Below are 23,191 nucleotides of genomic sequence, written 5' to 3'. Positions count from 1 at the left end.
CAGAACGAACCGGGGAGGCGCATTGCGCCTCCCCGACCCCAGGTCCACCCGTTCGAGTGACCTGGAGAAATGTCCCGCTCTGTTGCCTCCGCGCCCGGCTACGCCTGTCGGCGCACGCCCTTGGCCAGCTCGCCCGCGAGCTCGCGGACCGCCTCGACACCGGCCGCGTGGTCCGGCGCGTCCAGCATCCGCTTGACGAAGGCCGAGCCGACGATCACACCGTCGGCGAAGCCGGCCACCTCGGCGGCCTGCGTCGCGTCGGAGACGCCGAGGCCGACGCAGACGGGCAGGCCGGTGCCGGTGGCCCGGGTCCGCTCGACCAGGTCCTGGGCCTGCGCGCCCACGGACGCACGGGTACCCGTGACCCCCATCAGCGAGGCGGCGTAGACGAAGCCGCTGCCCGCCTCGGTGATCTGGGCGAGCCGCGCGTCCTTGCTGCTCGGCGCCACGACGAAGACCGTCGCGAGGCCGTGCTTGTCGGCGTGCTCCCTCCACAGCGCCGACTCCTGGACCGGCAGGTCGGGCAGGATGCAGCCCGCGCCGCCCGCCTCGGCCAGCTCGGCGGTGAAGCGCTCGACACCGTAGCGGTCGATCGGGTTCCAGTACGTCATGACGAGGATCGGCTTCCCGGTGGCCTCGAAGGCCTCCCGGACCGTCCGCATGACGTCCGCGATCCGCACCCCGCCGCGCAGGGCGATGTCGTCGGCGGTCTGGATGACCGGGCCGTCGAGGACGGGGTCGCTGTGCGGCAGACCGACCTCGACGACGTCCGCGCCACCGTCGATGACGGCCTTGATCGCCTCGATGCCGCCGTCCACGGTCGGGAACCCGGCCGGAAGGTAGGCGATCAGCGCGGCGCGGCCCTCGGCCCTCGTGCCGGCGAGGGTGCCCGACAGCAGCCCGCTCTTCCCCCCGGTGAATTCGGCCCCGCTCACTTGACGTCCCCCTCGATCTCGGCGGTGTCTGCCGCGTTGGCGGCGACCTCGGCGTCGGTTTCGTACAGGCCGAAGTAACGGGCGGCCGTGTCCATGTCCTTGTCACCGCGGCCGGACAGGTTGACGACGATCAGCCCGTCCTTGCCGAGCTCCTTGCCGACCTCCAGGGCACCGGCCAGCGCGTGCGCGCTCTCGATCGCCGGGATGATGCCCTCGGTGCGCGACAGCAGACGCAGCGCCTGCATGGCCGCGTCGTCGGTGACCGCGCGGTACTCGCCGCGGCCGCTGTCCTTGAGGTAGGCGTGCTCGGGGCCGATGCCCGGGTAGTCCAGGCCCGCCGAGATGGAGTACGGCTCGGTGATCTGGCCCTCGTCGTCCTGGAGGACGTAGGAGCGCGAGCCGTGCAGGATGCCGGGCTCGCCCGCGGTCAGGGTCGCCGCGTGCTCGCCGGTGTCGATGCCGTGACCGGCCGGCTCACAGCCGACGAGCCGGACGTCGGCGTCCGGGATGAAGGCGTGGAAGAGGCCGATGGCGTTGGAGCCGCCGCCGACGCAGGCGACCGCCGCGTCGGGCAGGCGTCCGGCGCGCTCCAGGATCTGGCGGCGGGCCTCGACGCCGATGACGCGGTGGAAGTCGCGCACCATCGCCGGGAAGGGGTGCGGTCCGGCGACCGTGCCGAACAGGTAGTGGGTGCGGTCGACGTTGGCGACCCAGTCGCGGAAGGCCTCGTTGATGGCGTCCTTCAGCGTGCGGCTGCCGGACTTCACGGCCACGACCTCGGCGCCCAGCATGCGCATGCGCGCCACGTTGAGGGCCTGGCGGCGGGTGTCGATCTCGCCCATGTAGATGGTGCACTCGAGCCCGAAGAGGGCGCAGGCGGTGGCCGTCGCCACGCCGTGCTGGCCGGCGCCGGTCTCGGCGATCACGCGCGTCTTGCCCATGCGCCGGGTGAGCAGCGCCTGGCCGAGCACGTTGTTGATCTTGTGGGAGCCGGTGTGGTTGAGGTCCTCGCGCTTGAGGAACACCCGGGCACCGCCGGCGTGTTCGGCGAACCTCGGCACCTCGGTGAGGGAGCTGGGCCGGCCGGTGTAGTGCACGAGCAGGTCGTCGAGCTCGCGGGCGAACTCGGGGTCGTGCTTCGCCTTGTCGTACTCGACGGCGACCTCGTCCACGGCGGCGACGAGGGCCTCCGGGATGAACTTGCCGCCGAACGCGCCGAAGTAGCCCTCGGCGCTGGGGACTCGACCCTCGGGGTCGGGAATGAAGAACTCGCTGGGCATGCGGAAACCTCACGGTGGAGTCTGTGGAAGGACACATCAGCCGTGGGGGCGGAGCTTGTCGGGCGACCTCAGGCCGTGTACGGCAGGTCGCGCCCACGCGGCGAGGCCGCGTGGGCCGACAGCGTCCCGCGCCCCTGAAGGGCGCGCTGCCATCGCATGCCGTTCACCTGTCCCGGCTCGTCCCCGATGACGTACCGGACCCGGCGGCCGTGCACCCTGCGGGCGGGCGCGCGACAGCCACGGGGACGGCAGCCGCGCGCGAGGCGGGCGTACCGGTCCGTGGTCTTCTCGGCGGTCGTCGGAGTCATCGGGGCAAGCCTAGCGGGGTCTCAGCCCCGGCCGTGGCGCAGTGCGGGGTGTTCGCCCGCCGCGACCAGGTCGGCCACCGCGGTCTTCGGGTCGCGGCCCGTCACCAGGGACTCGCCCACCAGGACCGCGTCGGCGCCGGCGTTGGCGTACGCGATCAGGTCGTGCGGGCCCCGGACGCCGGACTCGGCGACGCTGACGACGTGGGCCGGGATCTCGGGGGCGATGCGCTCGAAGGTGCCCCGGTCGACCTCGAGGGTCTTCAGGTTGCGCGCGTTCACGCCGATCACCTTGGCGCCCGCGTCGACGGCGCGCTCGACCTCGTCCTCGTCGTGGACCTCGACGAGCGGGGTGAGGCCGATGGAGACGGCGCGCTCGATCAGCGATTCGAGGGCAGGCTGCTCGAGCGCGGCCACGATCAGCAGCGCGAGGTCGGCGCCGTACGCGCGGGCCTCCCACAGCTGGTACGAGGTGACGATGAAGTCCTTGCGCAGCACGGGAATGTCGACCCGCGCGCGTACCGCCTCGAGGTCGGCGAGGGAGCCGCCGAAGCGGCGCTGTTCGGTGAGGACGGAGATGACGGCCGCGCCGCCCGCCTCGTAGTCGGCGGCCAGTCCTGCCGGATCGGCGATCGCGGCCAGCGCGCCCTTGGACGGGCTGGAGCGCTTGACCTCGCAGATGACCTTGACGCCGTCGCCCCGGAGCGCGGCCACCCCGTCCTTGGCCGCGGGGGCCTTCGCCGCGCGCTCCTTGAGCTCGTCGAGGCTGACGCGCGCCTGCCGCTCCGCGAGGTCGGCACGGACTCCGTCGATGATCTCGTCGAGCACACTCACGCGAGCGGCCCCCTTCCAGCGGTTGAGGGACGGTGGGCGGTTCCAGCGTCCATGAGAAAAGAGGTGGTCACTGCGATGGTATCCGGAGGAAGGCGAAGGCCTCACATCCGGTTGACGGCGATCCCTCCCCGCTCTCGAACAAGCTTCGCATGCCCGGGCGGGAGGTGCCCCCGTACTGGACGTTCGCCCGTTGATCAAGGATGCAGCCAGCCACCGAACGGCAGGTTCCGGACAACGGTGAAGACCGCCAGGATCGCGCCCAGCGTCCACAGCAGCGCCGGGGTGGGTTCCGCGCGCGTGGGGCGTCCGCGCACCGCGCGGACCACCCAGACGGTCCACAGCACGGCGAAGCCGAGGTAGCCGAGGACGGCCGGCGCGTTGTCGTGCAGGGCGGCGGCGAAGTCCCCGTGCACGAAGGCGTGCGCGCTGCGCAGTCCGCCGCAGCCCGGGCAGTACAGGCCGGTGAGGCGCAGGAGGGGGCAGGCCGGGTAGTGGCCTGGCTCGTTGGGGTCGACGGTCCCGACGTAGGCGAAGGCCCCGGCGACGGCCGCGAGGATCCCGGCGGGCACCGCGAGCCGTCCGAGCACGGTCCCCGGAGGTGTCCGGGGCGTCCGCGGTGTCGGGGGCGGCGCGGGTGGCGGGGACGTCACCCACCGGCTGTCGGCGTTCACGCCTCGCATTGTGCCCCGCCGGGGCGCCACGCGCGCGTGAGGGGCGGCCGGTGTGCACCGGCCGCCCCTCACGAGGGTGCTGCGGAAGTCCTGCCGAGGCCGTGCGGGGCTCAGGCCTCCGCGCCGGCCGGCTCGCGGGTCGCCGTCGCCGTGGTCTGGTGCACCGGGTGGGCGTCCTTCGGCATGCCGAGGCCCATCGCGCGCATGATGCCGCCGACGACACCACCGAGGGCCACGATCGCCATGCCGGCCCAGAAGCCGAGCGGCTCGGCCATCACCATGAACGCGCCCGCGACGGTGAACCCGATGAAGACGATGGTGACGCCGGTCCAGGCGGCCGGGGTGTGTCCGTGGCTGCTGCCCGCCATGACTTGCTCCTCATTGCTGTCTCTGTGTCCGTCCGAGCCGGACGCTCGCCGTCCATTGTCCCGTACCCGCGCCCGTGACGGACGCGGGGGTGGCCTCCGATCGCGTCTGATTCACCACATCGGGAGCCGCGTCACCACGTCGGGGACCGCGGGACCGGACGGGGACCGGGCTCCGCGCGCGAGGGTGTTCCGGCGGGGCCGGTGTTCAGGCGGGGTCCGCGCCCGTCGGGTCCTCGCCCCGGTCCAGGGCCTTCCACATGTCCTCGGGCCGGTCCGGGTCGACGGGCTTGGCCACCCGCCGGGGGCGCGGGGTGCCGTCGCGTTCGTAGCGGCCGGACATCGTGGGCCACAGGCGGCCGTAGCGCAGGGCGAGCAGGCCTGCCAGGAGGATCAGGGCGCCGCCCGCGACCGCGGCGTAGGGCCAGGCGGTGTGGGTGAAGGAGGCGACGGTCGCCGAGGTGTCGCCGGAGACGCGGGCGGCCTGCTCGTCGAGCGCGGAGCCGTCGGTGGCGCCGAACAGGGAGGCGGCCACGATGCCGGCGCCGGAGAGCGCGAGCAGCGCGGAGACCGCGAAGCGGCCGGCCCTGCGGACGGCGAACACGGCGACGAGCGCGGCGAGGCTCGCTATGGCGAGCGCCGCGGGCACGCCCGTGACGTCGCTGCCTCGGGCGGTCAGCGGGAAGGCGCCGCCGGCCACCGTGGCCGTGCCGTCCGACCAGCGCTGCCGGGTGGACAGCAGGGTCACGGCCGAGCCCAGCGCGCCGAACAGCAGGGCGATCGCAAGGCTCCGGCGGCCGGACCCGGCGGGGGCGGCGGCTTCGGATCGGGGGTGCGGAACAGCAGTCACGTACTCCACTATCGCCTGAACCCCGGGCGAACCGTCACCCGGGGCTCACGTGAGACGCGTCCTATCTTCGGAATGTGCCCCCGCTGTGCGCCCGGAAGCGCCCGGTCAGGACAGTCGGTTGGCGGTGTGCACGGCGCGCAGTACCGCCGCCGCCTTGTTGCGGCACTCCTGGTCCTCCGCGACCGGGTCGGAGTCGGCGACGATGCCCGCGCCGGCCTGGACGTAGGCGGTGCCGTCGCGCAGGAGGGCCGTGCGGATGGCGATGGCGGTGTCGGAGTCGCCGGCGAAGTCCAGGTAGCCGACGCAGCCGCCGTACAGACCGCGTCGGGACGGCTCCAGTTCGTCGATGATCTGCATGGCGCGCGGCTTGGGGGCGCCGGACAGGGTGCCGGCGGGGAAGCAGGCGGTGAGGACGTCGAAGGCGCTGAGGCCCGCCGCGACCTTCCCGGTGACCGTCGAGACGATGTGCATCACGTGCGAGTACCGCTCGACGGACATGAAGTCGACGACCTCGACCGAGCCCGGTTCGCAGACCCGGCCCAGGTCGTTGCGGCCGAGGTCGACGAGCATGAGGTGCTCGGCGCGCTCCTTGGGGTCGGCCAGCAGTTCGTCGGCGAGGGCCTGGTCCTCCTGGGGGGTGGCCCCGCGGTGCCGGGTGCCGGCGATGGGGTGGACCATGGCGTGCCCGTCCTCGACCTTGACGAGGGCTTCCGGGGAGGAGCCCACGACGTCGAAACCGTCGAAGCGGAACAGGTACATGTAGGGCGAGGGGTTCGTCGCCCGCAGGACCCGGTAGACGTCCAGCGCGGTCGCGGTGCACGCCGTCTCGAAGCGCTGGGAGGGGACGACCTGGAAGGCCTCGCCCGCGCGGATGCGCTCCTTGATGTCCTCGACGGCTGCCTGGAAGTCGGGGCCGCCCCACAGGGCGCTGTACTCGGGGAGCTCGGAGGGCGGAAGGACCGCCGGGGGCTGGGCGACCGGGCGGGAGAGGTCGGCCTCCATGGCGTCCAGCCGGGCCACCGCGTCCGTGTAGGCCTCGTCGACGCCGGTGTCGAGGTCGTTGTGGTTGATCGCGTTGGCGATCAGCAGGACGGAGCCCTCCCAGTGGTCCATGACGGCGAGGTCGCTGGTCAGGAGCATGGTCAGCTCGGGCAGCCGCAGGTCGTCGCGGTCGCCGGGGCCGATCTTCTCCAGGCGGCGCACGATGTCGTAGCCGAGGTAGCCGACCATGCCGCCGGTGAAGGGCGGCAGGCCCTCCTCGTGGGGGGTGTGGAGGGTCTCGATGGTGGCGCGCAGGGCGGCGAGCGGGTCGCCGTCCACCGGGACGCCGACGGGCGGGGTGCCGAGCCAGTGGGCCCGGCCGTCGAGCGCGGTGAGCGTGGCGGCGCTGCGGACGCCCACGAAGGAGTACCGGGACCAGGAACGGCCGTTCTCCGCGGACTCCAGCAGGAAGGTGCCGGTGCGCTCGGCGGCGAGCTTGCGGTAGAGCGCGACCGGGGTGTCCCCGTCGGCGAGGAGCTTGCGCGTGACCGGAACGACGCGGCGGTCGGTGGCCAGCTTGCGGAACGTCTCGAGGTCCATGGCGGCTGACCTTACTGATCCGTGGCGGGTACGCCGGAATCGGCGTTCTCGGTCAGCACGTCGGCGTCGAAGCAGGTGCGCGCGCCGGTGTGGCAGGCGGCACCCACCTGGTCCACCTTGACGAGCACGGTGTCGGCGTCGCAGTCGAGGGCCACGGACCTGACCCACTGGAAGTGGCCGGAGGTGTCGCCCTTGACCCAGTACTCCCGGCGGCTGCGCGACCAGTAGGTGCAGCGGCCGGTGGTGAGCGTGCGGTGCAGCGCCTCGTCGTCCATCCAGCCGAGCATGAGCACCTCACCGGTGTCGTACTGCTGGGCGATGGCGGGGACGAGCCCGTCGGCGCTGCGCTTGAGGCGCGCGGCGATCGCGGGGTCGAGGTTGCTGGGCTGGGGCGTGCTGGTCATGTCGCCATTGTGCCGCGCGCCACTGACAGTGACGGGCCGCGTCCACTGGGCGGACCTTCCCGGCGGTCGTAGGCTGACGGCATGTCGACTTTCGCCAAGCGTGAACGACTCCTGCTCGCCGATCTCTTGGAAACGGCGGGTCCCGAGGCGCCGACCCTCTGCGAGGGCTGGCAGACCCGGGACCTGGCCGCGCACGTGGTGGTGCGCGAGCGCCGCCCGGACGCCGCCGGAGGCATCCTGATCAAGCAGCTCGCGTCCCGCCTGGACAAGGTGATGGAGGAGTTCGCCGCCAAGCCGTACGAGGAGCTGATCCAGCTGATCCGCACGGGTCCGCCGCGCTTCTCCCCCTTCCAGCTCAAGCAGCTCGACGAGGCGTCCAACACGATCGAGTTCTACGTCCACACCGAGGACGTCCGCCGTGCCCGGCCCGACTGGACGCCGCGCGCGCTCGACCCCGTCTTCCAGGACGCCCTGTGGACCCGTCTGGAGCGCACCGCCCGTCTGATGGGCCGCGGCACCCCGACCGGCCTGGTGCTGCGGCGTCCGGACGGGCGTACGGCGGTCGCCAACCGGGGGACACCGGTCGTGACGGCCACCGGGGAGCCGTCGGAGCTGCTGTTGTTCCTGTACGGCCGGCAGAGCGCCGCGGAGGTGGCGCTGGACGGCGAGAAGGAAGCGATCGCCAGGTTGCACGGTGGAAAGCAGCTCGGAATCTGAGAGGCCGCACATGATCAAGGTCGCCATGACGAGCGTGTACGTCGACGACGTCACGAAGGCCCACGCGTTCTACACCGAGGTTCTGGGGTTCGAGACGCGTCTGCACATGGATCTGGGCGAAGGCACGCTGTTCGTCACCGTGGGCGCGGCGGACGGGGCCCAGCGGGATCTCCAGTTGCTGCTGGAGCCCGGCCAGGGTCCGATCGCGGAGCCGTACCGGGCGGCGCTGCGGGAGGCGGGGCTGCCCTGCATCGTCTTCTCGGTCGACGACCTCGACGCGGAGTACGAGCGGCTGCGGGGGCTGGGTGTGCGCTTCACCCATCCCCCGCAGGACCAGGGTCCGGTCGTCGCGGCCGTCCTGGACGACACGGTGGGCAACCTGGTGCAACTGACCCAGCCGAAGGGCTGAGCGGGGCGGTCAGCGGGGCAGTTCGGCCTGGCGCAGGTGCCTGAAGCACAGGACCACCACGCCGCCGAGCCCGCAGACCGCCGCGCTGACGACGAAGACCGGGCCGGTGCCCCAGGCGCCGATGGCCACGGCGGACAACGGCATGCCGAGGGGTGCGAGTCCGAGACTGACCAGGCTCGCGACGGCGGTGACGCGCCCCAGGTAGGCGGGGTCCGACTGGGTCTGCAGCAGGGCCGCGCACAGGGCGCCGCTGAGTCCGGCGAGCAGCCCGACGAGTACGGCGGTGCCCACGGCCGCGGAGACGCCCGGCGCGTAGGCGAGGGCGCCGATCGCGACGGAGCCGGCGAGGATGGCGTAGGCCGCGACCTGCCCGGCGTGCGGCACGCGGCCGCGCACGGCCAGCAGCAGGGAGGCGGCGCCCGCGCCGGCGCCGAACCCGGCCAGTGTCCAGCCCATCCCGGAGGCGCCCCAGCCGCGTTCGTCGGCGAGCAGGGCCAGTCCCACGTTGAGCGGCCCGACGAAGCCGAGGTCTCCGAGCGCGATGACCAGCATCAGCGGGGCGAGCACACGGTGACCGCGGACGTAGCGCAGGCCGCCCACCAGATCCCGCCAGGCGGTATGGCCGCGGGCTTCCGCCGATTCGCCGGCCGGCTCCCCCGTCCCCGCGTCAACGGCGGTCCCCGTGCTGTCGTCCGTCGGCAGTTCCCGTATGCGTACGGACACCAGCAGCGGTATCGACACGGCGATCAGCAGCGCGGACAGCCCGAAGGCGGTCGCCGCTCCGCCCCAGGCCATCGCGAGACCGCTGAGCGGGCCCCCGACGACACTCGCCAGCCGGACCCCGAGGCCCCGCATGCCCTGCACGCGCGCGAGTTGCCCCCGGCCGGTCACGCGCGCGGGGAGGGCGCCCACGGCCGGCAGGAACACGGCGTCGACCGTGCCGAAGACCACGGCGAGCGCGGCCAGCGGCCAGAGCCCGGGCTCGGTGGCGAAGAACAGGACGGCCACGGTGAGGACGGCCGCGCAGCGCACGGCGTCGCCGCCGATGACCACCCGGCGCGGCCCGAACCGGTCGGCGATCACTCCCCCGCCCAGCATCAGCAGGGCCCGGGGTACGGCACTCACCGTCATCACCAGGCCCGCCTGTGCGGGCGAACCGGCTCGTACGGCGGCCCAGGACAGCGCGAGGTAGTAGATGTTGTCGCCGATCACCGAGGCCGTGTAGGCGGCGAGCCAGCGCAGGACGTTGCCGTCGCGATGGGCGGGGCGCTCGGTGTCGGCCCCTGCGGGTACGACGGGCGTGGTGGCGGTCACGAAGGTGGCCTTCCTCAGGTGCGGAACGGGAATCCGTACACGTGCAGCGCGACGTTCTCCCGCCCCTCGGTGTCGCCCGCGGCGTCGGCTGCCCGGCCCTTCTCGTCGTACTTCCTGGCGAGTGCCAGCAACTCCTCGCCCAGTTCGGCCAGTTCGGCCGGGGTCAGCCGCAGGAGGGACTCGTTGTCCGGGGCGGCGGCGTTCCACTCGGGGCTCCAGGTGGGCCGTTCGTCCAGGTACCGGCGGTACATGTCGGCGCGCTGCTCGTGGAAGAGCCGGGTGGCCGCCAGGTGCGCCGCCGCGCGTTCGGGTGCGTCCCGGAAGTCCTTGTCGCGGATGCTCACGCCGTCCGAGGACGGCTGCCACCAGCGTTCCCGGCCGTCCGCGCTCTGCGTCGCGGCCTCTTCGATGAGGCCGTGCTCGGCGAGTTTGCGCAGGTGGTAGCTGACGAGGGACACGGCCTCGTCCACCTGGTCGGCCAGCTGCGACGCGGTGGCCTTACGGGCGACGCACAGTCCCCGGTACAGCTGCATGCGCAACGGGTGGGCCAGGGCCTTCAGTGTCCCGAGGTCCGTGATGGGCCGGTTCTCTTCGCGAGCCATGACCGCAGCGTAGATACGAAAGATAAGTTGCGCAATAATTTTTGCGCAACTTGTCTTGCGTGAATGCGGAAGGAAGAGCCCCGGCAGCCGACGGGCGACCGGGGCTCACTCCGCGACCGGGAACGTCACCTCACCGGGTGACCCGCCCCGCGCAACGCGTCCTTGACCTGGCCGATCCGCAGATCGCCGAAGTGGAACACCGACGCGGCGAGCACCGCGTCCGCGCCCGCCTCCACGGCAGGCGAGAAGTCGGCGAGCTTGCCGGCGCCGCCCGAGGCGATCACCGGGACCGACACGTGCTTCCGGACGGCGGCGATCATCTCCAGGTCGTAGCCGTCCTTCGTGCCGTCCGCGTCCATCGAGTTGAGCAGGATCTCGCCCGCGCCCAGCTCGGCCGCGCGGTGCGCCCACTCGACGGCGTCGATGCCGGTGCCCTGCCGGCCGCCGTGGGTCGTCACCTCGAAGGTCCCCGCGGGGGTGCGCCGGGCGTCCACCGAGAGCACCAGCACCTGGCTGCCGAACCGCTCGGCGATCTCCTTGATCAGTTCCGGGCGGGCGATGGCGGCCGTGTTGACGCCCACCTTGTCCGCGCCGGCCCGCAGCAGCCTGTCGACGTCCTCGGGGGCCCGCACCCCACCGCCGACGGTGAGCGGGATGAACACCTGCTCGGCGGTGCGGCGCACCACGTCGTAGGTCGTCTCGCGATTGCCCGACGAGGCGGTGATGTCCAGGAACGTCAACTCGTCGGCGCCCTCGGCGTCGTACACCTTGGCCATCTCGACGGGGTCGCCCGCGTCGCGCAGGTTCTGGAAGTTGACGCCCTTGACGACCCGGCCGTTGTCCACGTCCAGGCAGGGGATGACTCGTACGGCAAGGGTCATGCCGAGGACCCTCCTCGATAGGCCTCCACCTCGACCTCGACCACCAGGCTGGGGTCCACGAGGCCGGAGACGATGAGCATGGACGCGGCGGGCCGGACGGTGTCGAACAGCTCCTTGTGGGCGCGTCCGACGTCGTCCACGTCCCGGGCGTGGGTGAGGTACATGCGCGTGCGCACGACGTCGTCGCGCCCGAGGCCCAGCTGGTCCAGCGCCGCGAACGCCACGTTGAATGCGTTGACCGCCTGCTCGTACGGGCCGCCGCCCGCGATCTCGCCGTCCACGATCGAGGTGCACCCGGAGACCAGCACCAGGCCGTTGGGCAGCTCCACCGCGCGGGAGTAGCCGAAGGTGTCCTCCCAGGGCGCGCCGGTCGTGACGCGTCGGATCTCGCTCACCGGGCGACCGCCGCGAGGGCTTCTTCCAGGGTGAACGCCTTGGCGTACAGGGCCTTGCCGACGATGGAGCCCTCGACGCCGTGGGGCACCAGTTCGGCGATGGCCCGCAGGTCGTCGAGGGAGGACACGCCGCCCGACGCCACCACCGGCCGGTCCGTCACGGCGCACACGTTCTTCAGCAGCTCCAGGTTCGGGCCCTGGAGCGTGCCGTCCTTGGCGATGTCGGTGACGACGTAGCGCGCGCAGCCCTCCTTGTCGAGACGCGCCAGCGTCTCGTAGAGGTCGCCGCCGTCGCGGGTCCAGCCGCGTCCGCGCAGGGTCGTGCCGCGGACGTCCAGGCCGACCGCGATCTTGTCGCCGTGCTCGGCGATGACCTTGGCGACCCATTCGGGAGTCTCCAGGGCGGCCGTGCCCAGGTTCACCCGGGTGCAGCCGGTGGCCAGGGCGGCGGCGAGGGTGTCGTCGTCGCGGATGCCGCCGGACAGCTCCACCTTGATGTCCATCGCGCCCGCGACCTCGGCGATCAGCGCGCGGTTGTCGCCGGTGCCGAACGCGGCGTCCAGGTCGACCAGGTGCAGCCACTCGGCGCCCGAGCGCTGCCAGGCGAGGGCGGCCTCGAGGGGGGAGCCGTAGGAGGTCTCGGTGCCCGACTCGCCGTGCACGAGACGGACGGCCTGGCCGTCGCGGACGTCGACGGCGGGGAGGAGTTCGAGCTTGCTCACAGTGTTCCGATCCAGTTGGTGAGGAGCTGGGCTCCGGCGTCGCCGGACTTCTCGGGGTGGAACTGCGTGGCCCACAAGGCGCCGTTCTCCACGGCGGCCACGAACGGCTTGCCGTGCGTCGACCAGGTCACCTTCGGCGCCCGCAGCAGCGGGTTGTGCACGTCGAGGGACCAGTCCTGCACGGCGTAGGAGTGCACGAAGTAGAAGCGCGCGTCCGCGTCCAGTCCGGCGAACAGCTCGGAGCCGGCCGGCGCGTCGACGGTGTTCCAGCCCATGTGGGGCACGATCTCGGCCTGGAGCGGCTCGACCGCGCCGGGCCACTCGTCGAGGCCCTCGGTCTCCACGCCGTGCTCGATGCCCCGCGCGAACAGGATCTGCATGCCGACGCAGATGCCCATCACGGGGCGGCCGCCGGACAGTCTGCGGCCGATGATCCAGTCGCCGCGGGCCTCCTTCAGGCCTCGCATGCAGGCGGCGAAGGCACCGACGCCCGGCACCAGCAGGCCGTCGGCGTTCATGGCCGTGTCGAAGTCACGCGTGATCTCGACGTCGGCCCCGGCGCGGGCGAGGGCACGCTCGGCGGAGCGGACGTTGCCGAAGCCGTAGTCGAAGACGACGACCGTCTTGGGGCTCTTCGCGCTCTTCGGGCTGTTCGCGGCGCTGCTCAATTCCACACCTCCAGCCGTACGACGCCGGCGACGAGGCACATCGCGGCGCCGATCGACAGCAGGACGATCAGGCTCTTCGGCATCTGTTGCTTGACGAAGGAGTAGATGCCGCCGGCCAGGAAGAGGCCGACGACGATCAGGATGGTCGACAGTCCGCTCATGGCTTTACAGGGCGCCCTTCGTGGAGGGGAGGATGCCGGCCGCGCGCGGGTCGCGTTCGGCGGCGTAGCGCAGGGCCCGGGCCAGCGCCTTGAACTGGCACTCCACGATGTGGTGCGCGTTGCGCCCGTAGGGCACGTGCACGTGCAGCGCGATCTGCGCCTGGGCGACGAAGGACTCCAGGATGTGCCGGGTCATCGTGGTGTCGTACTCGCCGATCATCGGCGCCATCTTCTCGGGCTCGGTGTGCACGAGGTAGGGCCGGCCGGAGAGGTCGACGGTGACCTGGGCGAGGGACTCGTCCAGCGGGACCGTGCAGTTGCCGAACCGGTAGATGCCGACCTTGTCGCCGAGCGCCTGCTTGAAGGCGGCGCCGAGCGCGAGGGCGGTGTCCTCGATGGTGTGGTGGGAGTCGATGTGCAGGTCGCCGTCGGTCTTCACGGTCAGGTCGAACAGACCGTGCCGGCCGAGCTGGTCCAGCATGTGGTCGTAGAAGCCGACACCGGTCGACACATCGACCTTGCCGGTGCCGTCGAGGTTGATCTCGACGAGGACCGAGGTCTCCTTCGTCGTGCGCTCCACACGTCCTACGCGGCTCATGCGTCCTTCTCCTTCTTCACTTCACGGACCGCGTCGAGGAACGCGTCGTTCTCTTCGGGGGTTCCGGCGGTGACGCGCAGCCAGCCGGGCACGCCGTTGTCCCGGACCAGGACGCCCCGGTCGAGGATCTGCCGCCAGACCTCGTGGGCGTCCGCGAACCGTCCGAACTGCACGAAGTTGGCGTCGGAGGCCGTGACCTCGTAGCCGATCGCGAGCAGTTCGCTCACCAGCCGGTCCCGTTCCGCCTTGAGCTGCTCGACGTATTTCAGCAGCGTGTCGGTGTGCTCCAGGGCGGCCAGCGCGGTCGCCTGGGTGACGGCCGACAGGTGGTACGGCAGCCGGACGAGCTGGACGGCGTCCACGACCGCCGGGTGCGCGGCGAGGTAGCCGAGGCGCAGGCCGGCCGCGCCGAAGGCCTTCGACATGGTGCGCGAGACGACGAGATTCGGCCGGTCCTGGAGCAGCGGCAGCAGGGAGTCGCCGTGGCTGAACTCGATGTACGCCTCGTCCACGACGACCATCGACGGCTTGGTCCGCTGCGCGGCCTCGTACAGCGCGAGGACCGTCTCGGCCGGGACCGCGGTGCCGGTGGGGTTGTTGGGGGTGGTGATGAAGACGACGTCGGGCCGGTGCGCGGCGATGGCAGCCTCGGCGGCCGGCAGGTCGATGGTGAAGTCCTCGTTGCGGGGGCCCGGGATCCAGCCGGTTCCGGTGCCGCGCGCGATGAGGCCGTGCATCGAGTACGACGGCTCGAAGCCGATCGCGGTGCGGCCCGGTCCGCCGAAGGTCTGGAGCAGCTGCTGGATGACCTCGTTGGAGCCGTTGGCGGCCCACACGTTTGCCGGGCCGACCGCGTACCCGGAGCTGTCCGTCAGGTACTCGGCGAGCCGCGTGCGCAGCTCGACGGCGTCCCGGTCCGGGTAGCGGTTGAGGTCGCGGGCCGCTTCGCGCACCCGCTCCGTGATCCGCTCGACCAGGGCCTCGGGCAGCGGGTAGGGGTTCTCGTTGGTGTTCAGCCGTACGGGGACGTCCAACTGGGGCGCGCCGTAGGGGGACTTGCCGCGCAGCTCGTCCCGTACGGGGAGATCGTCGATTCCGAAGCTCACTTGCTCGTCGGTACCTTCCAGTCGAACCGCGCCTTGATCGCCGCGCCGTGCGCGGGCAGGTCCTCCGCCTCCGCCAGCGTCACCACGTGGTGCGCGACCTCGGCCAGCGCGTCGCGCGTGTAGTCGACGATGTGGATGCCCCGGAGGAACGACTGCACGGACAGCCCGGAGGAGTGGCAGGCGCAGCCGCCCGTCGGGAGCACGTGGTTGGACCCGGCCGCGTAGTCGCCCAGGGACACGGGCGCCCAGGGGCCGACGAAGATCGCGCCCGCGTTCCTGACCCGGTCGGCCACCGCGGCGGCGTCGGCCGTCTGGATCTCCAGGTGCTCGGCGCCGTAGGCGTCGACCACGCGCAGGCCCTCGTCGACGCCGTCGACCAGCACGATCGCCGACTGACGGCCGGCGAGTGCCGGGACGATCCGGTCCTCGACGTGCTTGGTGGCCGCGACCTGTGGCTCCAGTTCCTTCGCGACCGCGTCCGCCAGCTCGACGGAGTCGGTGACCAGGACGGCGGCCGCCAGCGGGTCGTGTTCGGCCTGGCTGATCAGGTCGGCGGCGACGTGCGCCGGGTCGGCGCTGTCGTCGGCGAGGACCGCGATCTCGGTCGGGCCGGCCTCGGCGTCAATGCCGATCTTGCCGGCGAAGTAGCGCTTGGCGGCGGCGACCCAGATGTTGCCGGGGCCGGTCACCATGTTGGCGGGCGGGCAGGACTCGGTGCCGTACGCGAACATCGCGACGGCGGTCGCGCCTCCGGCCGCGTACACCTCGTCGACGCCGAGCAGCGCGCAGGCGGCGAGGATCGTCGGGTGCGGAAGGCCGTCGAACTCGGCCTGCGCCGGGGAGGCGAGGGCGATCGACGCGACCCCGGCCTCCTGGGCGGGCACCACGTTCATGATCACGGAGGACGGGTAGACGGACCGGCCGCCGGGCGCGTACAGCCCGACGCGGTCGACCGGCACCCACTTCTCGGTCACGCTGCCGCCGGGCACGACCTGGGTCGTGTGGGTCGTACGGCGCTGCTCGCGGTGGACGAGACGGGCGCGGCGGATGGACTCCTCCAGGGCCGCGCGGACGGCCGGGTCGAGCCGCTCGAGCGCGTCGGCGATCGCCCGCGCGGGCACGCGTACGGATTCCAGGCGCACCCCGTCGAACTTCTCGGCGAAGTCGATCAGCGCCGCGTCGCCCCGATGATGCACGGCCTCGCAGATCGGACGCACCTTCTCGAGGGCGGCCGAGACGTCGAAGTCGGCTCGGGGCAGCAGGTCGCGCAGGGCGGGGCCCTCGGGGAGGGCGTCGCCGCGCAGATCGATTCGGGAGATCACGCCGTCAATTCTCTCAGACCGGGATCGGGCGTCGTTCGCGCGTATCAATGGCTGATACAGAACCTGGCCGGAATCCGGAGGATCATCTTCGGGTCCGGCGTTCGGGGGGCCGCCCACCGGGCATGAACAGCTGTGCGAACAGTGGGTGACGAAGAGGGTGAATCGTGTGACCGAGGGGGCGGACAGCCGTACGGGAAACGACCCGGGAGATCTGCCGGACGACCTGACCGCCGCCGAGGCCGGCATGTGGCAGGCCTTCCGCAACGGCAGCGTGTACGACCTGAGCAGCGGGGACACGGTCGTCGACGACCCGCACGGCGGGCATCCGTGGGGCGCGTCGCGGACCGTGCGGGCCCGGATCGTCGCCTGGCTGCTGCTGGCCGGACCGCCCGCACTGGCCGGCCGGGTCGCCTCGCTGAAACTGGTGGGCGTGCAGGTCAGCGGCACCCTGGACCTCGCGGGCGGCACGGTGGTGCCCTACCTGGAGATGAAGCGCTGCCGGTTCGAGCGGGAGGTGCTGCTGCCGGAGGCGCGGTTCACGACCCTGCGGATGGTGGACTGCTCGGTGCCGCGCCTGGAGGCGGCCCGGGTGCACACCGAGGGCGATCTGCACCTCCCCCGCTGCCGCTTCCACAACGGCGTCCGGCTCACCGACGCGCACATCGGCACGGACCTGCTGCTCAACCAGGCGATCGTCTACCGCGACCGCAGCGGCCGCTCGATCGCCGCCGACGGCCTCACGGTCGGCCAGGACCTCCAGGCCGAGCTGCTCGAATCGCACGGCGAGCTGAGCCTGCGCAGCGCCAAGATCGGCGTGTCGCTGAGCCTGCGCGGGGCCCGGCTGGCCAACCCGTACACGCGGCTCGCGCTGAACGCGCCCCAGCTGACGGTGGAGCGCTCGCTGTACCTGACCCCGGCCGGTGTCGGCGGCCTGGCGCTGAGCGGCACGACACCCGCGCGAGGGACCCGCATCCAGCGCTTCGAGTGCCGGGGCGGGGTGCGTCTGGACGACGGGCGCTTCGGGGACGCCGTGGACCTGGAGCGGGCCCGGTTCGTGTTCACCGAGGACCAGGAACTGTCGTTGCGCCGGGTGCAGACGCCCGAGCTGCGCTTCCTCGGGGAGCGGCCGCCGCGCGGCAAGGTGGTGCTGTCGGGCGCCCGGGTGATCAACCTGGTGGACCGGGCGAGCGCCTGGCCGGGCCCCGGCAGTGTGCACATGGGTGGCTTCGCGTACGAGAACCTGGTGCCGCAGGGCCCGTTCCCGCTGGCCGAACGGCTGCGCTGGGTGGCCGCGGCGACCGCCGAGTACGCCCCGGAGCCGTACGAACGGCTGGCCACCGTACTGCGGGCCGGCGGGGAGGACGAGGACGCCCGCGAGGTCCTGCTGGCCAAGCAGCGCCGGCGCCGCGAGACCCTGCCGCCGGCCGCGAAGCTCTGGGGCTACGCCCAGGACTGGACGGTCGCCTACGGGTACCGGCCGGGCCGCGCGGCGGTGTGGATGGCGGTGCTGTGGGCGGCGAGTTCGCTGGCCTTCGCGCACGCCGCGCATCCGCCCGTCCACCGGGACGGGCACCCGCCCTGGAATCCCGCGCTCTTCGCCCTCGACCTGCTGCTGCCGGTCATCGATCTCGGACAGGTCGGCGAGTGGCAGCTGCACGGCGGCTGGCAGTGGCTGTCGTCGGTGCTGATCCTGCTGGGCTGGATCCTGGCGACGACGGTGGCGGCGGGGGCCACGCGGCTGCTGCGCCGGGGGTGATCCCCCGGCGAGCTCACCGACAGTGGCCGCACCGTCACCTTTTGCCGCCCCTTGACCATAGGGTGTACAACTTTCGTGAAGGTGCCCGAACCCTCTGGCGCAATCTGAACCCGCGGCTTTTCAATGGTCGGCACCATGGCTCTGCTGCCCCCGTTCATCCGCGCCTCCCGGACTTCCCGGACGGCACGGAACGCCGCCGCCCCCCACAGCGCCGCCGGGCTCCCCGCCGACGACGAGGTGCTCATCGACGTGCCCGACGACCGGCTGGGTCCCGCCCTGGTCGCTGCCGGCCTGGGCGCCTACGCGCCCGCCGCCCGGCTCATGGCCCAGACCCGGGAACGGGCCGAGTGGGAGTACAGAGACCGGTACGCGACCCGGCTGGCGTCCTTCGCCCACTCTCGGTCGGAGTGGTTCGAGGACTGGCGTGCCGCGGCCCCGCGCGACCCGGACGTGCTGCTCGTCGCCGCCCAGCTGGCCGTGGAGCGGGCCTGGCGCTCCCCCGCCCGGGCCGAGCTGCTGCGCGAGGTGAGCCCGCTGATCACGGCCGCCTCCAAGAGCGACGTCCGCGACCCGGTGCCGTGGCGGATCGCCCTGGACCACGCGCGCGGGACGCAGGCGGGACACAAGTACTTCGGCGAGCTGTGGGCGGCCGCGGTCCGCCGCGCCCCGCACCACTACGGCTGCCATGTCGCCGCCAAGCGCTATCTGGCCGAGTCGTGGCACGGATCCCACCGGGAGTGCTTCGACTTCGCCGACCGGGCCGCGCAGGACGCTCCGGCGGGCTCCCTCGTCCAGGCGCTGCCGGCGCGGGCCGCCTTGGCGTACCTGACCGACGGCTGCGGGCCCGAAGTGCCGCGCGAGCGGCTGGACGCGGCGGCCGACCGTGCCATCGCGCTCTCCGCCCGGTTCCCGTCCGTCGACCCGTGGCCGGCCGAGATCCGCAACGTGCTGACGTACGTCCTGGTCCGCCTGGACCGCCGCGAGGACGCCCTCGCACAGCTGCGCCTGATCGGCCCGTACGCCACGTCCTTCCCGTGGGGCCGGCTGTCGGACGACCCGCTCGGCCACTTCCTCGCGGTCCGCGAGGAAGTGCGCTCCGGGCCGTCCGAGCGGCCTCCGTGGCTGCCGGGGAACGGACACGGCGAACGAGCCCACTCCACGGACCACTAGGCTTCTGCGTCGTGACCACCGTCCGTCTGCCGCTCTTCCCCCTGAACTCGGCGTTGTTCCCGGGGCTCGTGCTCCCGCTCAACGTGTTCGAGGAGCGCTATCGCGCCATGATGCGCGAACTGTTGAAGACCCCCGACGACGAATCGCGCCGATTCGCCGTCGTGGCCATCCGGGACGGCCATGAGGCGGCCCCCAGCTCCCACGGCCTGCCCGACCAGACCGCGCTGCCCGAGCGCGGCCCCGCGGCCGGCTTCGGCGACGCCCCGCTCGAGGCGTTCCACGACGTCGGCTGTGTGGCCGACGCGGCGACGATCCGCGAGCGGGCCGACGGCACCTTCGAGGTGCTCGCCACGGGCACGACCCGCGTGAAGCTGCTGTCCGTGGACGCGTCGGGCCCGTTCCTGACCGCCGAGCTCCAGGAGCTGCCCGAGGACCCCGGCGAGGAGGCGGGCGCCCTCGCGGAAGGCGTGCTGCGCGCCTTCCGCCAGTACCAGAAGCGCCTCGCGGGCGCCCGCGAGCGCTCACTGACCACCGGCGCGGATCTCCCGGACGACCCGTCGGTGGTGTCGTACCTGGTGGCGGCGGCGATGATGCTGGACACCCCGACCAAGCAGCGCCTGCTCCAGGCCCCCGACACGGCCTCCCGTCTGCGGGACGAGCTGCGGCTGCTGCGCGCGGAGACGGCGATCATCCGCAACCTGCCCTCGCTGCCCGCGTCGGACCTGACGCGCGGCCCGACGAGTCTCAACTGAGGGCCCGCATGGCGAAGAAGGCGAAGAAGCAGCAGTCCGCGGGCACGCCCGCGACGGTGGCCCTAACGGCGGCGGGCGTGGAGTTCACCGTCCACGCCTACGACCACGACCCGGGCCACCCGTCCTACGGCGAGGAGGCGGCCGAGGCGATGGGCGTCTCCCCCGACCGGGTCTTCAAGACCCTGGTCGCGGACGTGGACGGCACCCTGACGGTGGCCGTGGTCCCGGTGGCCGGCTCCCTGGACCTGAAGGCCCTGGCGTCGGCGGTGGGCGGAAAACGGGCGGCGATGGCCGACCCGACCCTCGCGGAACGCACCACCGGCTACGTCCGGGGCGGCATCTCCCCGCTGGGCCAGCGCAAGAAGCTCCCCACGGTCCTGGACGCCTCGGCCACGGCCCACCCCACGATCTGCGTCTCGGCGGGCCGCAGGGGCCTGGAGGTGGAGCTCTCCCCGGCAGACCTGGCGAAGCTCACCGAAGCGGTGCAGGCGCCGATCGGCCGCGCCTGACAGCCCGTCCGGCGCTTCGAGGACGAAGCCGTCCAGGCCGAAAGCCGGGGCTGGGGGTTCGGGGGCGCGGTCCCCAGGGTCGGGGCGAGACCCCCAAGGTCGGGACGGGACCCCCACGGTCGGGACGGGCCCCAAGGTCGGGACGGGTAGGGCGGCGGGGGCGGGAAAACCCCGCTAGCCCATCGGCGCCCCGTACCCGTCCTTCGGCAGACCGAGCTGTGCCTGATACGGATCGGGGTCCCGAGGCCCGAACAGCGCCGTGAGCCCCAGATGCACCAGCGCCGCGGCGAACGACCAGGCCAGCAACGCCCCCTTCGCGCCGAGCTTCAGCGGGGCCGAGAACGTGACCCCCTTGCCCGCCGACTGCGCGTGCGCGAGCACATCGGAGTCGGGTCCCAGCCAGATCCCCAGCCGCCACGCCAGCAACGACCCGAGGAACCCACCGACGGCCAGAGCGATCACCAGGGGCACTCCGCCACGTCGCCGCCACAGGAACACGGCCGCGGCGCTCACCGCCCCGCACGCCAGGGCCAACAGGGTGAACGTCCCGTCCACACCGATCGCCTGTTCCCCCTCGGTGTCCTTGAAGTAGACGACCCAGTTGCCGTCCACCACGTCACCGACGAGCGGCACCTTCGGCGCCAGCCACACCCACAGCAGCCCGAGCAGCGCCCCGGCGACCGCGACCGCCACCGTGATGACGGCCGCCTCGCGCAGTTCGGTCTTCATGCCGGGGCCGTCCTGTCCGTACGCGACGTCGTGGGGCGCGGCCGCGACCCCCGCGTACCCGCCGGGGTGCGGCGGCCAGGCCGCGTGCGGGGAGGGCTCGTGCGGCGGCGGAGGCGGAGTCAGCGGTGCGGTCACCCTGACATCGTGCCAGGCGCGCCCGTGCCGCGCGTCACCGGACCGCGGCTCGGCGGTACGCCCAGGTGGCGACGGCCAGCGAGACGACGCCGACCCCGGCGCACACGGCGAGGTCGCCGAGCACGAACGCCCAGTCGGGACTGGCCCGGAAGGTCCGGGCGAACGCCTCGACGCCGTACGTCGACGGCAGCAGATCGCGGGTGAAGCGCACCGCCTCCGGCATCCGGTCCGGCGGCAGCACCCCCAGCAGCAGCGCCGCCGACATGCCGAGCTGCCCCAGCAGGGTGGCCAGCTCGGGACGCGGCGCGAGCAGCCCGAAGGCCGCGCCGAGTCCGGACAGCGCGGCCCCGGCCAGGGGGATCACGGCCACGAGCACCCACAGATGGGTGAGCGGCAGTCCGAACAGCACGCATCCGAAGATCGCGGTCACCAGGGTCCCCGGCACGGTGAAGGACGCGTACGCCCCCGCCGCCCCGAGCACCACGGCCGCGGGCGGCACCGGGAGGGTCGCGTAGTGGTCCAGCCCGCCGCTCGCCCGCAGCTGTCCGAAGTACTGCGCGAGCAGGTTCAGCGCGACGAACGCGACGACGAGGACCGCAGAGCCCGCCACCACGGCCTCCGCCTCGTGGCCCCCGTCCACCACGCCCCGCATCATGATCAGGATGCCGACGGACTGGAAGGTCGCCACGAACAGCAGGGGGATGCGCGCCACCCGGGCCCGGGACAGCTGCGCCCGGTACACGGCCACCAGCGACGGCCACAGCCGCGCGCGGGGGGCCAGCTCGGCGGCGGCCGCGCGGGGCACGGTCTGCGTGACGGCCCGGGGGCTTCCCGGCAGAACCTCGGCGGGTACGACACTCACGTGGCGTTGCTCCTCTTCCCTACGGTTCCCCTACCGTGCCATACGGGCCTGGAGTCCCGCTCGCTCACCTCGGCGCCCCTCGTTCTCGCCGGCCTCATGCCCGCACCAGCCCCTGCCGTGCCGCCCCGCCCAGCGCCAGATAGACGTCCTCCAGGCTCGGTGTGGCCAGCGTGAAGTCGTCCAGTGCGGCGAAAGCGGCTCCGCCGGTGACGGTGGCGACGACCGCGCGGGCCTCGTCCGGCGCCAGCCGCAGGGTCCAGCGGCGGCCGGATTCCACGGCCCGTTCGCGCAGCGCGGCGACCTCGGGCACGTCGAGCGGCGCCCGTTCCCGCCACACCAGCTCGACCCGCACCTCGTCGGCGACCTGCTCCTTGAGCCCGGTGGGGGTGTCGCACGCGATGACCCGGCCCTGGTCGATGACGGCGACCCGGTCGAGGACGGTCTCCGCCTCGATGACGTTGTGGGTGACGAGCAGCACGGTCGTCCCTCGCTCGGCCCGCCGCCGGTCCACGGAGGCCCACACGGCCCGCCGGGCCACCGGATCCATCCCGGTGGTCGGTTCGTCCAGCACGAGCAGGGGCCGCTCCCCCACCAGCACGGCGGCGAAGCAGGCCAGCCGCCGCTGTCCGCCGGACAGCTTGCGCAGCGGCCGTCCGGCGATCGGCGTGAGACCCAGCTCGTCGAGGACGGCGTCCCGCTCGCGGCGGGCCGCGCGCACGTCGAGGCCGCGCAGCCGTCCGGTGGTCTCGGCGGCGAGCGAGACGGTGAGGTCGTCGAGGGCGGTGGACTCCTGCCCGAGGTAGGCGAGGATCCGCGCGGCCCGCTCGGGGTGGCGCACGATGTCGTGCCCGAGGATCTCCACGCTGCCGGTGTCGGGCCGCATCAGCCCGGTCATCTGCCGGACGAGGGTGGTCTTCCCGGCGCCGTTGGGCCCGAGCAGTCCGAAGATCTCACCGCGCCGGATGTCCAGGCGTACGTCGTCGGTGGCCCGGACCTCGGGTGTCGCGGGGGTGCCGCGCCGGCCCCGGACCGCCGGGTAGGTCTTGGTCAGCCCGCGCACGGCACACACGACCTCGTCCCTGTGCCGAATGGGCGGTACCGCGCGCGTACTCACAAGGGACGAGACTACGGGGTCACGGACCGCCGTCCGCCGTCGGG

General features: G+C 72.9%; 28 protein-coding genes. 6 read left to right on the top strand and 22 right to left on the bottom strand.

Features of this window, described 5'->3' with window-relative positions; all coding sequences use genetic code 11:
* Positions 1–98: 98 nt before the first annotated feature.
* From trpA to hisI, 9 genes are all read right to left on the bottom strand, one after another.
* Positions 99–935: a tryptophan synthase subunit alpha gene (gene trpA, locus OG440_RS27840; RefSeq protein WP_406009522.1), complete on the bottom strand. Its 837-nt coding sequence runs from the start codon at positions 933–935 to the stop codon at positions 99–101.
* Positions 932–2,215 (bottom strand): tryptophan synthase subunit beta, encoded by a 1,284-nt coding sequence (gene trpB, locus OG440_RS27835; RefSeq protein ID WP_406009521.1) that lies wholly within the window; start codon positions 2,213–2,215, stop codon positions 932–934. The genes trpA and trpB overlap by 4 nt, the downstream gene beginning before the upstream one ends.
* Before the next feature lie 68 nt (positions 2,216–2,283).
* Positions 2,284–2,523, bottom strand: coding sequence for a tryptophan biosynthesis modulator TrpM (trpM, locus tag OG440_RS27830; RefSeq protein WP_406009520.1), 240 nt, complete (start codon positions 2,521–2,523; stop codon positions 2,284–2,286).
* Positions 2,524–2,544: 21 nt separating this feature from the next.
* Complete coding sequence (trpC, locus tag OG440_RS27825; RefSeq protein WP_406009519.1) at positions 2,545–3,354, bottom strand: indole-3-glycerol phosphate synthase TrpC; 810 nt, start codon at positions 3,352–3,354, stop codon at positions 2,545–2,547.
* A gap of 194 nt (positions 3,355–3,548) precedes the next feature.
* Entirely contained in the window at positions 3,549–4,034 is a 486-nt protein-coding gene (locus OG440_RS27820) for a DUF2752 domain-containing protein (RefSeq protein WP_406009518.1), read from the bottom strand.
* A gap of 101 nt (positions 4,035–4,135) precedes the next feature.
* Positions 4,136–4,393, bottom strand: a complete 258-nt coding sequence (locus OG440_RS27815; RefSeq protein ID WP_406009517.1) for an HGxxPAAW family protein — start codon at positions 4,391–4,393, stop codon at positions 4,136–4,138.
* Positions 4,394–4,598: 205 nt separating this feature from the next.
* Positions 4,599–5,249 carry a TIGR02234 family membrane protein gene (locus OG440_RS27810; protein WP_406009516.1) on the bottom strand — a complete coding sequence of 217 codons (651 nt, stop codon included), beginning with the start codon at positions 5,247–5,249 and terminating at the stop codon, positions 4,599–4,601.
* Positions 5,250–5,345: 96 nt separating this feature from the next.
* Positions 5,346–6,821: an anthranilate synthase component I gene (locus OG440_RS27805; RefSeq protein WP_406009515.1), complete on the bottom strand. Its 1,476-nt coding sequence runs from the start codon at positions 6,819–6,821 to the stop codon at positions 5,346–5,348.
* Positions 6,822–6,832: 11 nt separating this feature from the next.
* On the bottom strand, positions 6,833–7,225 hold the full coding sequence (gene hisI / locus OG440_RS27800) for a phosphoribosyl-AMP cyclohydrolase (protein WP_406009514.1): 393 nt from the start codon (positions 7,223–7,225) through the stop codon (positions 6,833–6,835).
* Between the two features lie 81 nt (positions 7,226–7,306).
* Here hisI and OG440_RS27795 point away from each other — a divergent pair, with 81 nt between their 5' ends.
* Positions 7,307–7,942, top strand: a complete 636-nt coding sequence (locus OG440_RS27795) for a TIGR03085 family metal-binding protein (protein WP_406009513.1) — start codon at positions 7,307–7,309, stop codon at positions 7,940–7,942.
* Positions 7,943–7,952: 10 nt separating this feature from the next.
* Positions 7,953–8,351 (top strand): VOC family protein, encoded by a 399-nt coding sequence (locus tag OG440_RS27790; protein ID WP_406009512.1) that lies wholly within the window; start codon positions 7,953–7,955, stop codon positions 8,349–8,351.
* A 9-nt stretch (positions 8,352–8,360) separates the two neighbouring features.
* Here the strand turns inward: OG440_RS27790 and OG440_RS27785 are convergent, their stop codons facing one another.
* The 10 genes from OG440_RS27785 to hisD all read right to left on the bottom strand — a co-directional run bounded on the left by OG440_RS27785 (position 8,361) and on the right by hisD (position 16,120).
* Positions 8,361–9,665, bottom strand: a complete 1,305-nt coding sequence (locus tag OG440_RS27785) for an MFS transporter (RefSeq protein ID WP_406009511.1) — start codon at positions 9,663–9,665, stop codon at positions 8,361–8,363.
* A 14-nt stretch (positions 9,666–9,679) separates the two neighbouring features.
* Positions 9,680–10,267, bottom strand: a complete 588-nt coding sequence (locus OG440_RS27780; protein WP_406009510.1) for an ArsR/SmtB family transcription factor — start codon at positions 10,265–10,267, stop codon at positions 9,680–9,682.
* Positions 10,268–10,392: 125 nt separating this feature from the next.
* Entirely contained in the window at positions 10,393–11,148 is a 756-nt protein-coding gene (gene hisF, locus OG440_RS27775; RefSeq protein ID WP_406009509.1) for an imidazole glycerol phosphate synthase subunit HisF, read from the bottom strand.
* On the bottom strand, positions 11,145–11,543 hold the full coding sequence (locus OG440_RS27770; RefSeq protein WP_406009508.1) for a RidA family protein: 399 nt from the start codon (positions 11,541–11,543) through the stop codon (positions 11,145–11,147). The genes hisF and OG440_RS27770 overlap by 4 nt, the downstream gene beginning before the upstream one ends.
* Positions 11,540–12,265, bottom strand: coding sequence for a bifunctional 1-(5-phosphoribosyl)-5-((5-phosphoribosylamino)methylideneamino)imidazole-4-carboxamide isomerase/phosphoribosylanthranilate isomerase PriA (gene priA, locus OG440_RS27765; RefSeq protein ID WP_406009507.1), 726 nt, complete (start codon positions 12,263–12,265; stop codon positions 11,540–11,542). Before priA ends, OG440_RS27770 begins: the two co-directional genes overlap by 4 nt.
* Positions 12,262–12,933 (bottom strand): imidazole glycerol phosphate synthase subunit HisH, encoded by a 672-nt coding sequence (hisH, locus tag OG440_RS27760; RefSeq protein WP_406009506.1) that lies wholly within the window; start codon positions 12,931–12,933, stop codon positions 12,262–12,264. Before hisH ends, priA begins: the two co-directional genes overlap by 4 nt.
* Entirely contained in the window at positions 12,930–13,094 is a 165-nt protein-coding gene (locus OG440_RS27755) for a hypothetical protein (RefSeq protein ID WP_355707124.1), read from the bottom strand. Before OG440_RS27755 ends, hisH begins: the two co-directional genes overlap by 4 nt.
* Before the next feature lie 4 nt (positions 13,095–13,098).
* Positions 13,099–13,692 (bottom strand): imidazoleglycerol-phosphate dehydratase HisB, encoded by a 594-nt coding sequence (gene hisB / locus OG440_RS27750; RefSeq protein ID WP_328482488.1) that lies wholly within the window; start codon positions 13,690–13,692, stop codon positions 13,099–13,101.
* Positions 13,689–14,798 carry a histidinol-phosphate transaminase gene (locus OG440_RS27745; protein ID WP_406009505.1) on the bottom strand — a complete coding sequence of 370 codons (1,110 nt, stop codon included), beginning with the start codon at positions 14,796–14,798 and terminating at the stop codon, positions 13,689–13,691. Before OG440_RS27745 ends, hisB begins: the two co-directional genes overlap by 4 nt.
* On the bottom strand, positions 14,795–16,120 hold the full coding sequence (hisD, locus tag OG440_RS27740; RefSeq protein WP_406009504.1) for a histidinol dehydrogenase: 1,326 nt from the start codon (positions 16,118–16,120) through the stop codon (positions 14,795–14,797). The genes OG440_RS27745 and hisD overlap by 4 nt, the downstream gene beginning before the upstream one ends.
* Before the next feature lie 166 nt (positions 16,121–16,286).
* Here hisD and OG440_RS27735 point away from each other — a divergent pair, with 166 nt between their 5' ends.
* The 4 genes from OG440_RS27735 (at position 16,287) to ybaK (ending at position 20,307) form a co-directional block, all read left to right on the top strand.
* Positions 16,287–17,876, top strand: coding sequence for an oxidoreductase (locus tag OG440_RS27735; protein ID WP_406009503.1), 1,590 nt, complete (start codon positions 16,287–16,289; stop codon positions 17,874–17,876).
* 123 nt (positions 17,877–17,999) lie between these two features.
* Positions 18,000–19,046, top strand: coding sequence for a hypothetical protein (locus tag OG440_RS27730; RefSeq protein WP_406009502.1), 1,047 nt, complete (start codon positions 18,000–18,002; stop codon positions 19,044–19,046).
* A gap of 11 nt (positions 19,047–19,057) precedes the next feature.
* Positions 19,058–19,798, top strand: coding sequence for an LON peptidase substrate-binding domain-containing protein (locus tag OG440_RS27725; protein ID WP_406009501.1), 741 nt, complete (start codon positions 19,058–19,060; stop codon positions 19,796–19,798).
* An 8-nt stretch (positions 19,799–19,806) separates the two neighbouring features.
* Positions 19,807–20,307: a Cys-tRNA(Pro) deacylase gene (ybaK, locus tag OG440_RS27720; RefSeq protein WP_406009500.1), complete on the top strand. Its 501-nt coding sequence runs from the start codon at positions 19,807–19,809 to the stop codon at positions 20,305–20,307.
* A 174-nt stretch (positions 20,308–20,481) separates the two neighbouring features.
* Here the strand turns inward: ybaK and OG440_RS27715 are convergent, their stop codons facing one another.
* The 3 genes from OG440_RS27715 to OG440_RS27705 form a co-directional block, all read right to left on the bottom strand.
* The gene (locus OG440_RS27715) at positions 20,482–21,171 is read right to left on the bottom strand and encodes a DUF2567 domain-containing protein (protein WP_406009499.1); all 690 of its coding nucleotides are present in this window, start codon (positions 21,169–21,171) and stop codon (positions 20,482–20,484) included.
* Between the two features lie 34 nt (positions 21,172–21,205).
* Positions 21,206–22,033: an ABC transporter permease gene (locus tag OG440_RS27710; RefSeq protein ID WP_406009498.1), complete on the bottom strand. Its 828-nt coding sequence runs from the start codon at positions 22,031–22,033 to the stop codon at positions 21,206–21,208.
* 94 nt (positions 22,034–22,127) lie between these two features.
* Positions 22,128–23,102 (bottom strand): ABC transporter ATP-binding protein, encoded by a 975-nt coding sequence (locus OG440_RS27705; protein ID WP_406009497.1) that lies wholly within the window; start codon positions 23,100–23,102, stop codon positions 22,128–22,130.
* Positions 23,103–23,191 lie beyond the last annotated feature (89 nt).

The sequence above is a fragment of the Streptomyces sp. NBC_00637 genome (assembly GCF_045161545.1).
In the GTDB taxonomy this organism is placed as follows: domain Bacteria; phylum Actinomycetota; class Actinomycetes; order Streptomycetales; family Streptomycetaceae; genus Streptomyces.
This window is presented reverse-complemented; position numbering and strand designations above follow the sequence as displayed.

Bases quoted from the DNA above. Each gene is read 5' to 3' on its own strand.
- trpB (WP_406009521.1), bottom strand. From the start codon at position 2,215: ATGCCCAGCGAGTTCTTCATTCCCGACCCCGAGGGTCGAGTCCCCAGC.
- trpM (WP_406009520.1), bottom strand. From the start codon at position 2,523: ATGACTCCGACGACCGCCGAGAAGACCACGGACCGGTACGCCCGCCTC.
- OG440_RS27820 (WP_406009518.1), bottom strand. From the start codon at position 4,034: ATGCGAGGCGTGAACGCCGACAGCCGGTGGGTGACGTCCCCGCCACCC.
- OG440_RS27815 (WP_406009517.1), bottom strand. From the start codon at position 4,393: ATGGCGGGCAGCAGCCACGGACACACCCCGGCCGCCTGGACCGGCGTC.
- OG440_RS27805 (WP_406009515.1), bottom strand. From the start codon at position 6,821: ATGGACCTCGAGACGTTCCGCAAGCTGGCCACCGACCGCCGCGTCGTT.
- hisI (WP_406009514.1), bottom strand. From the start codon at position 7,225: ATGACCAGCACGCCCCAGCCCAGCAACCTCGACCCCGCGATCGCCGCG.
- OG440_RS27795 (WP_406009513.1), top strand. From the start codon at position 7,307: ATGTCGACTTTCGCCAAGCGTGAACGACTCCTGCTCGCCGATCTCTTG.
- OG440_RS27790 (WP_406009512.1), top strand. From the start codon at position 7,953: ATGATCAAGGTCGCCATGACGAGCGTGTACGTCGACGACGTCACGAAG.
- OG440_RS27780 (WP_406009510.1), bottom strand. From the start codon at position 10,267: ATGGCTCGCGAAGAGAACCGGCCCATCACGGACCTCGGGACACTGAAG.
- hisF (WP_406009509.1), bottom strand. From the start codon at position 11,148: ATGACCCTTGCCGTACGAGTCATCCCCTGCCTGGACGTGGACAACGGC.
- OG440_RS27755 (WP_355707124.1), bottom strand. From the start codon at position 13,094: ATGAGCGGACTGTCGACCATCCTGATCGTCGTCGGCCTCTTCCTGGCC.
- hisB (WP_328482488.1), bottom strand. From the start codon at position 13,692: ATGAGCCGCGTAGGACGTGTGGAGCGCACGACGAAGGAGACCTCGGTC.
- OG440_RS27730 (WP_406009502.1), top strand. From the start codon at position 18,000: ATGGTCGGCACCATGGCTCTGCTGCCCCCGTTCATCCGCGCCTCCCGG.
- ybaK (WP_406009500.1), top strand. From the start codon at position 19,807: ATGGCGAAGAAGGCGAAGAAGCAGCAGTCCGCGGGCACGCCCGCGACG.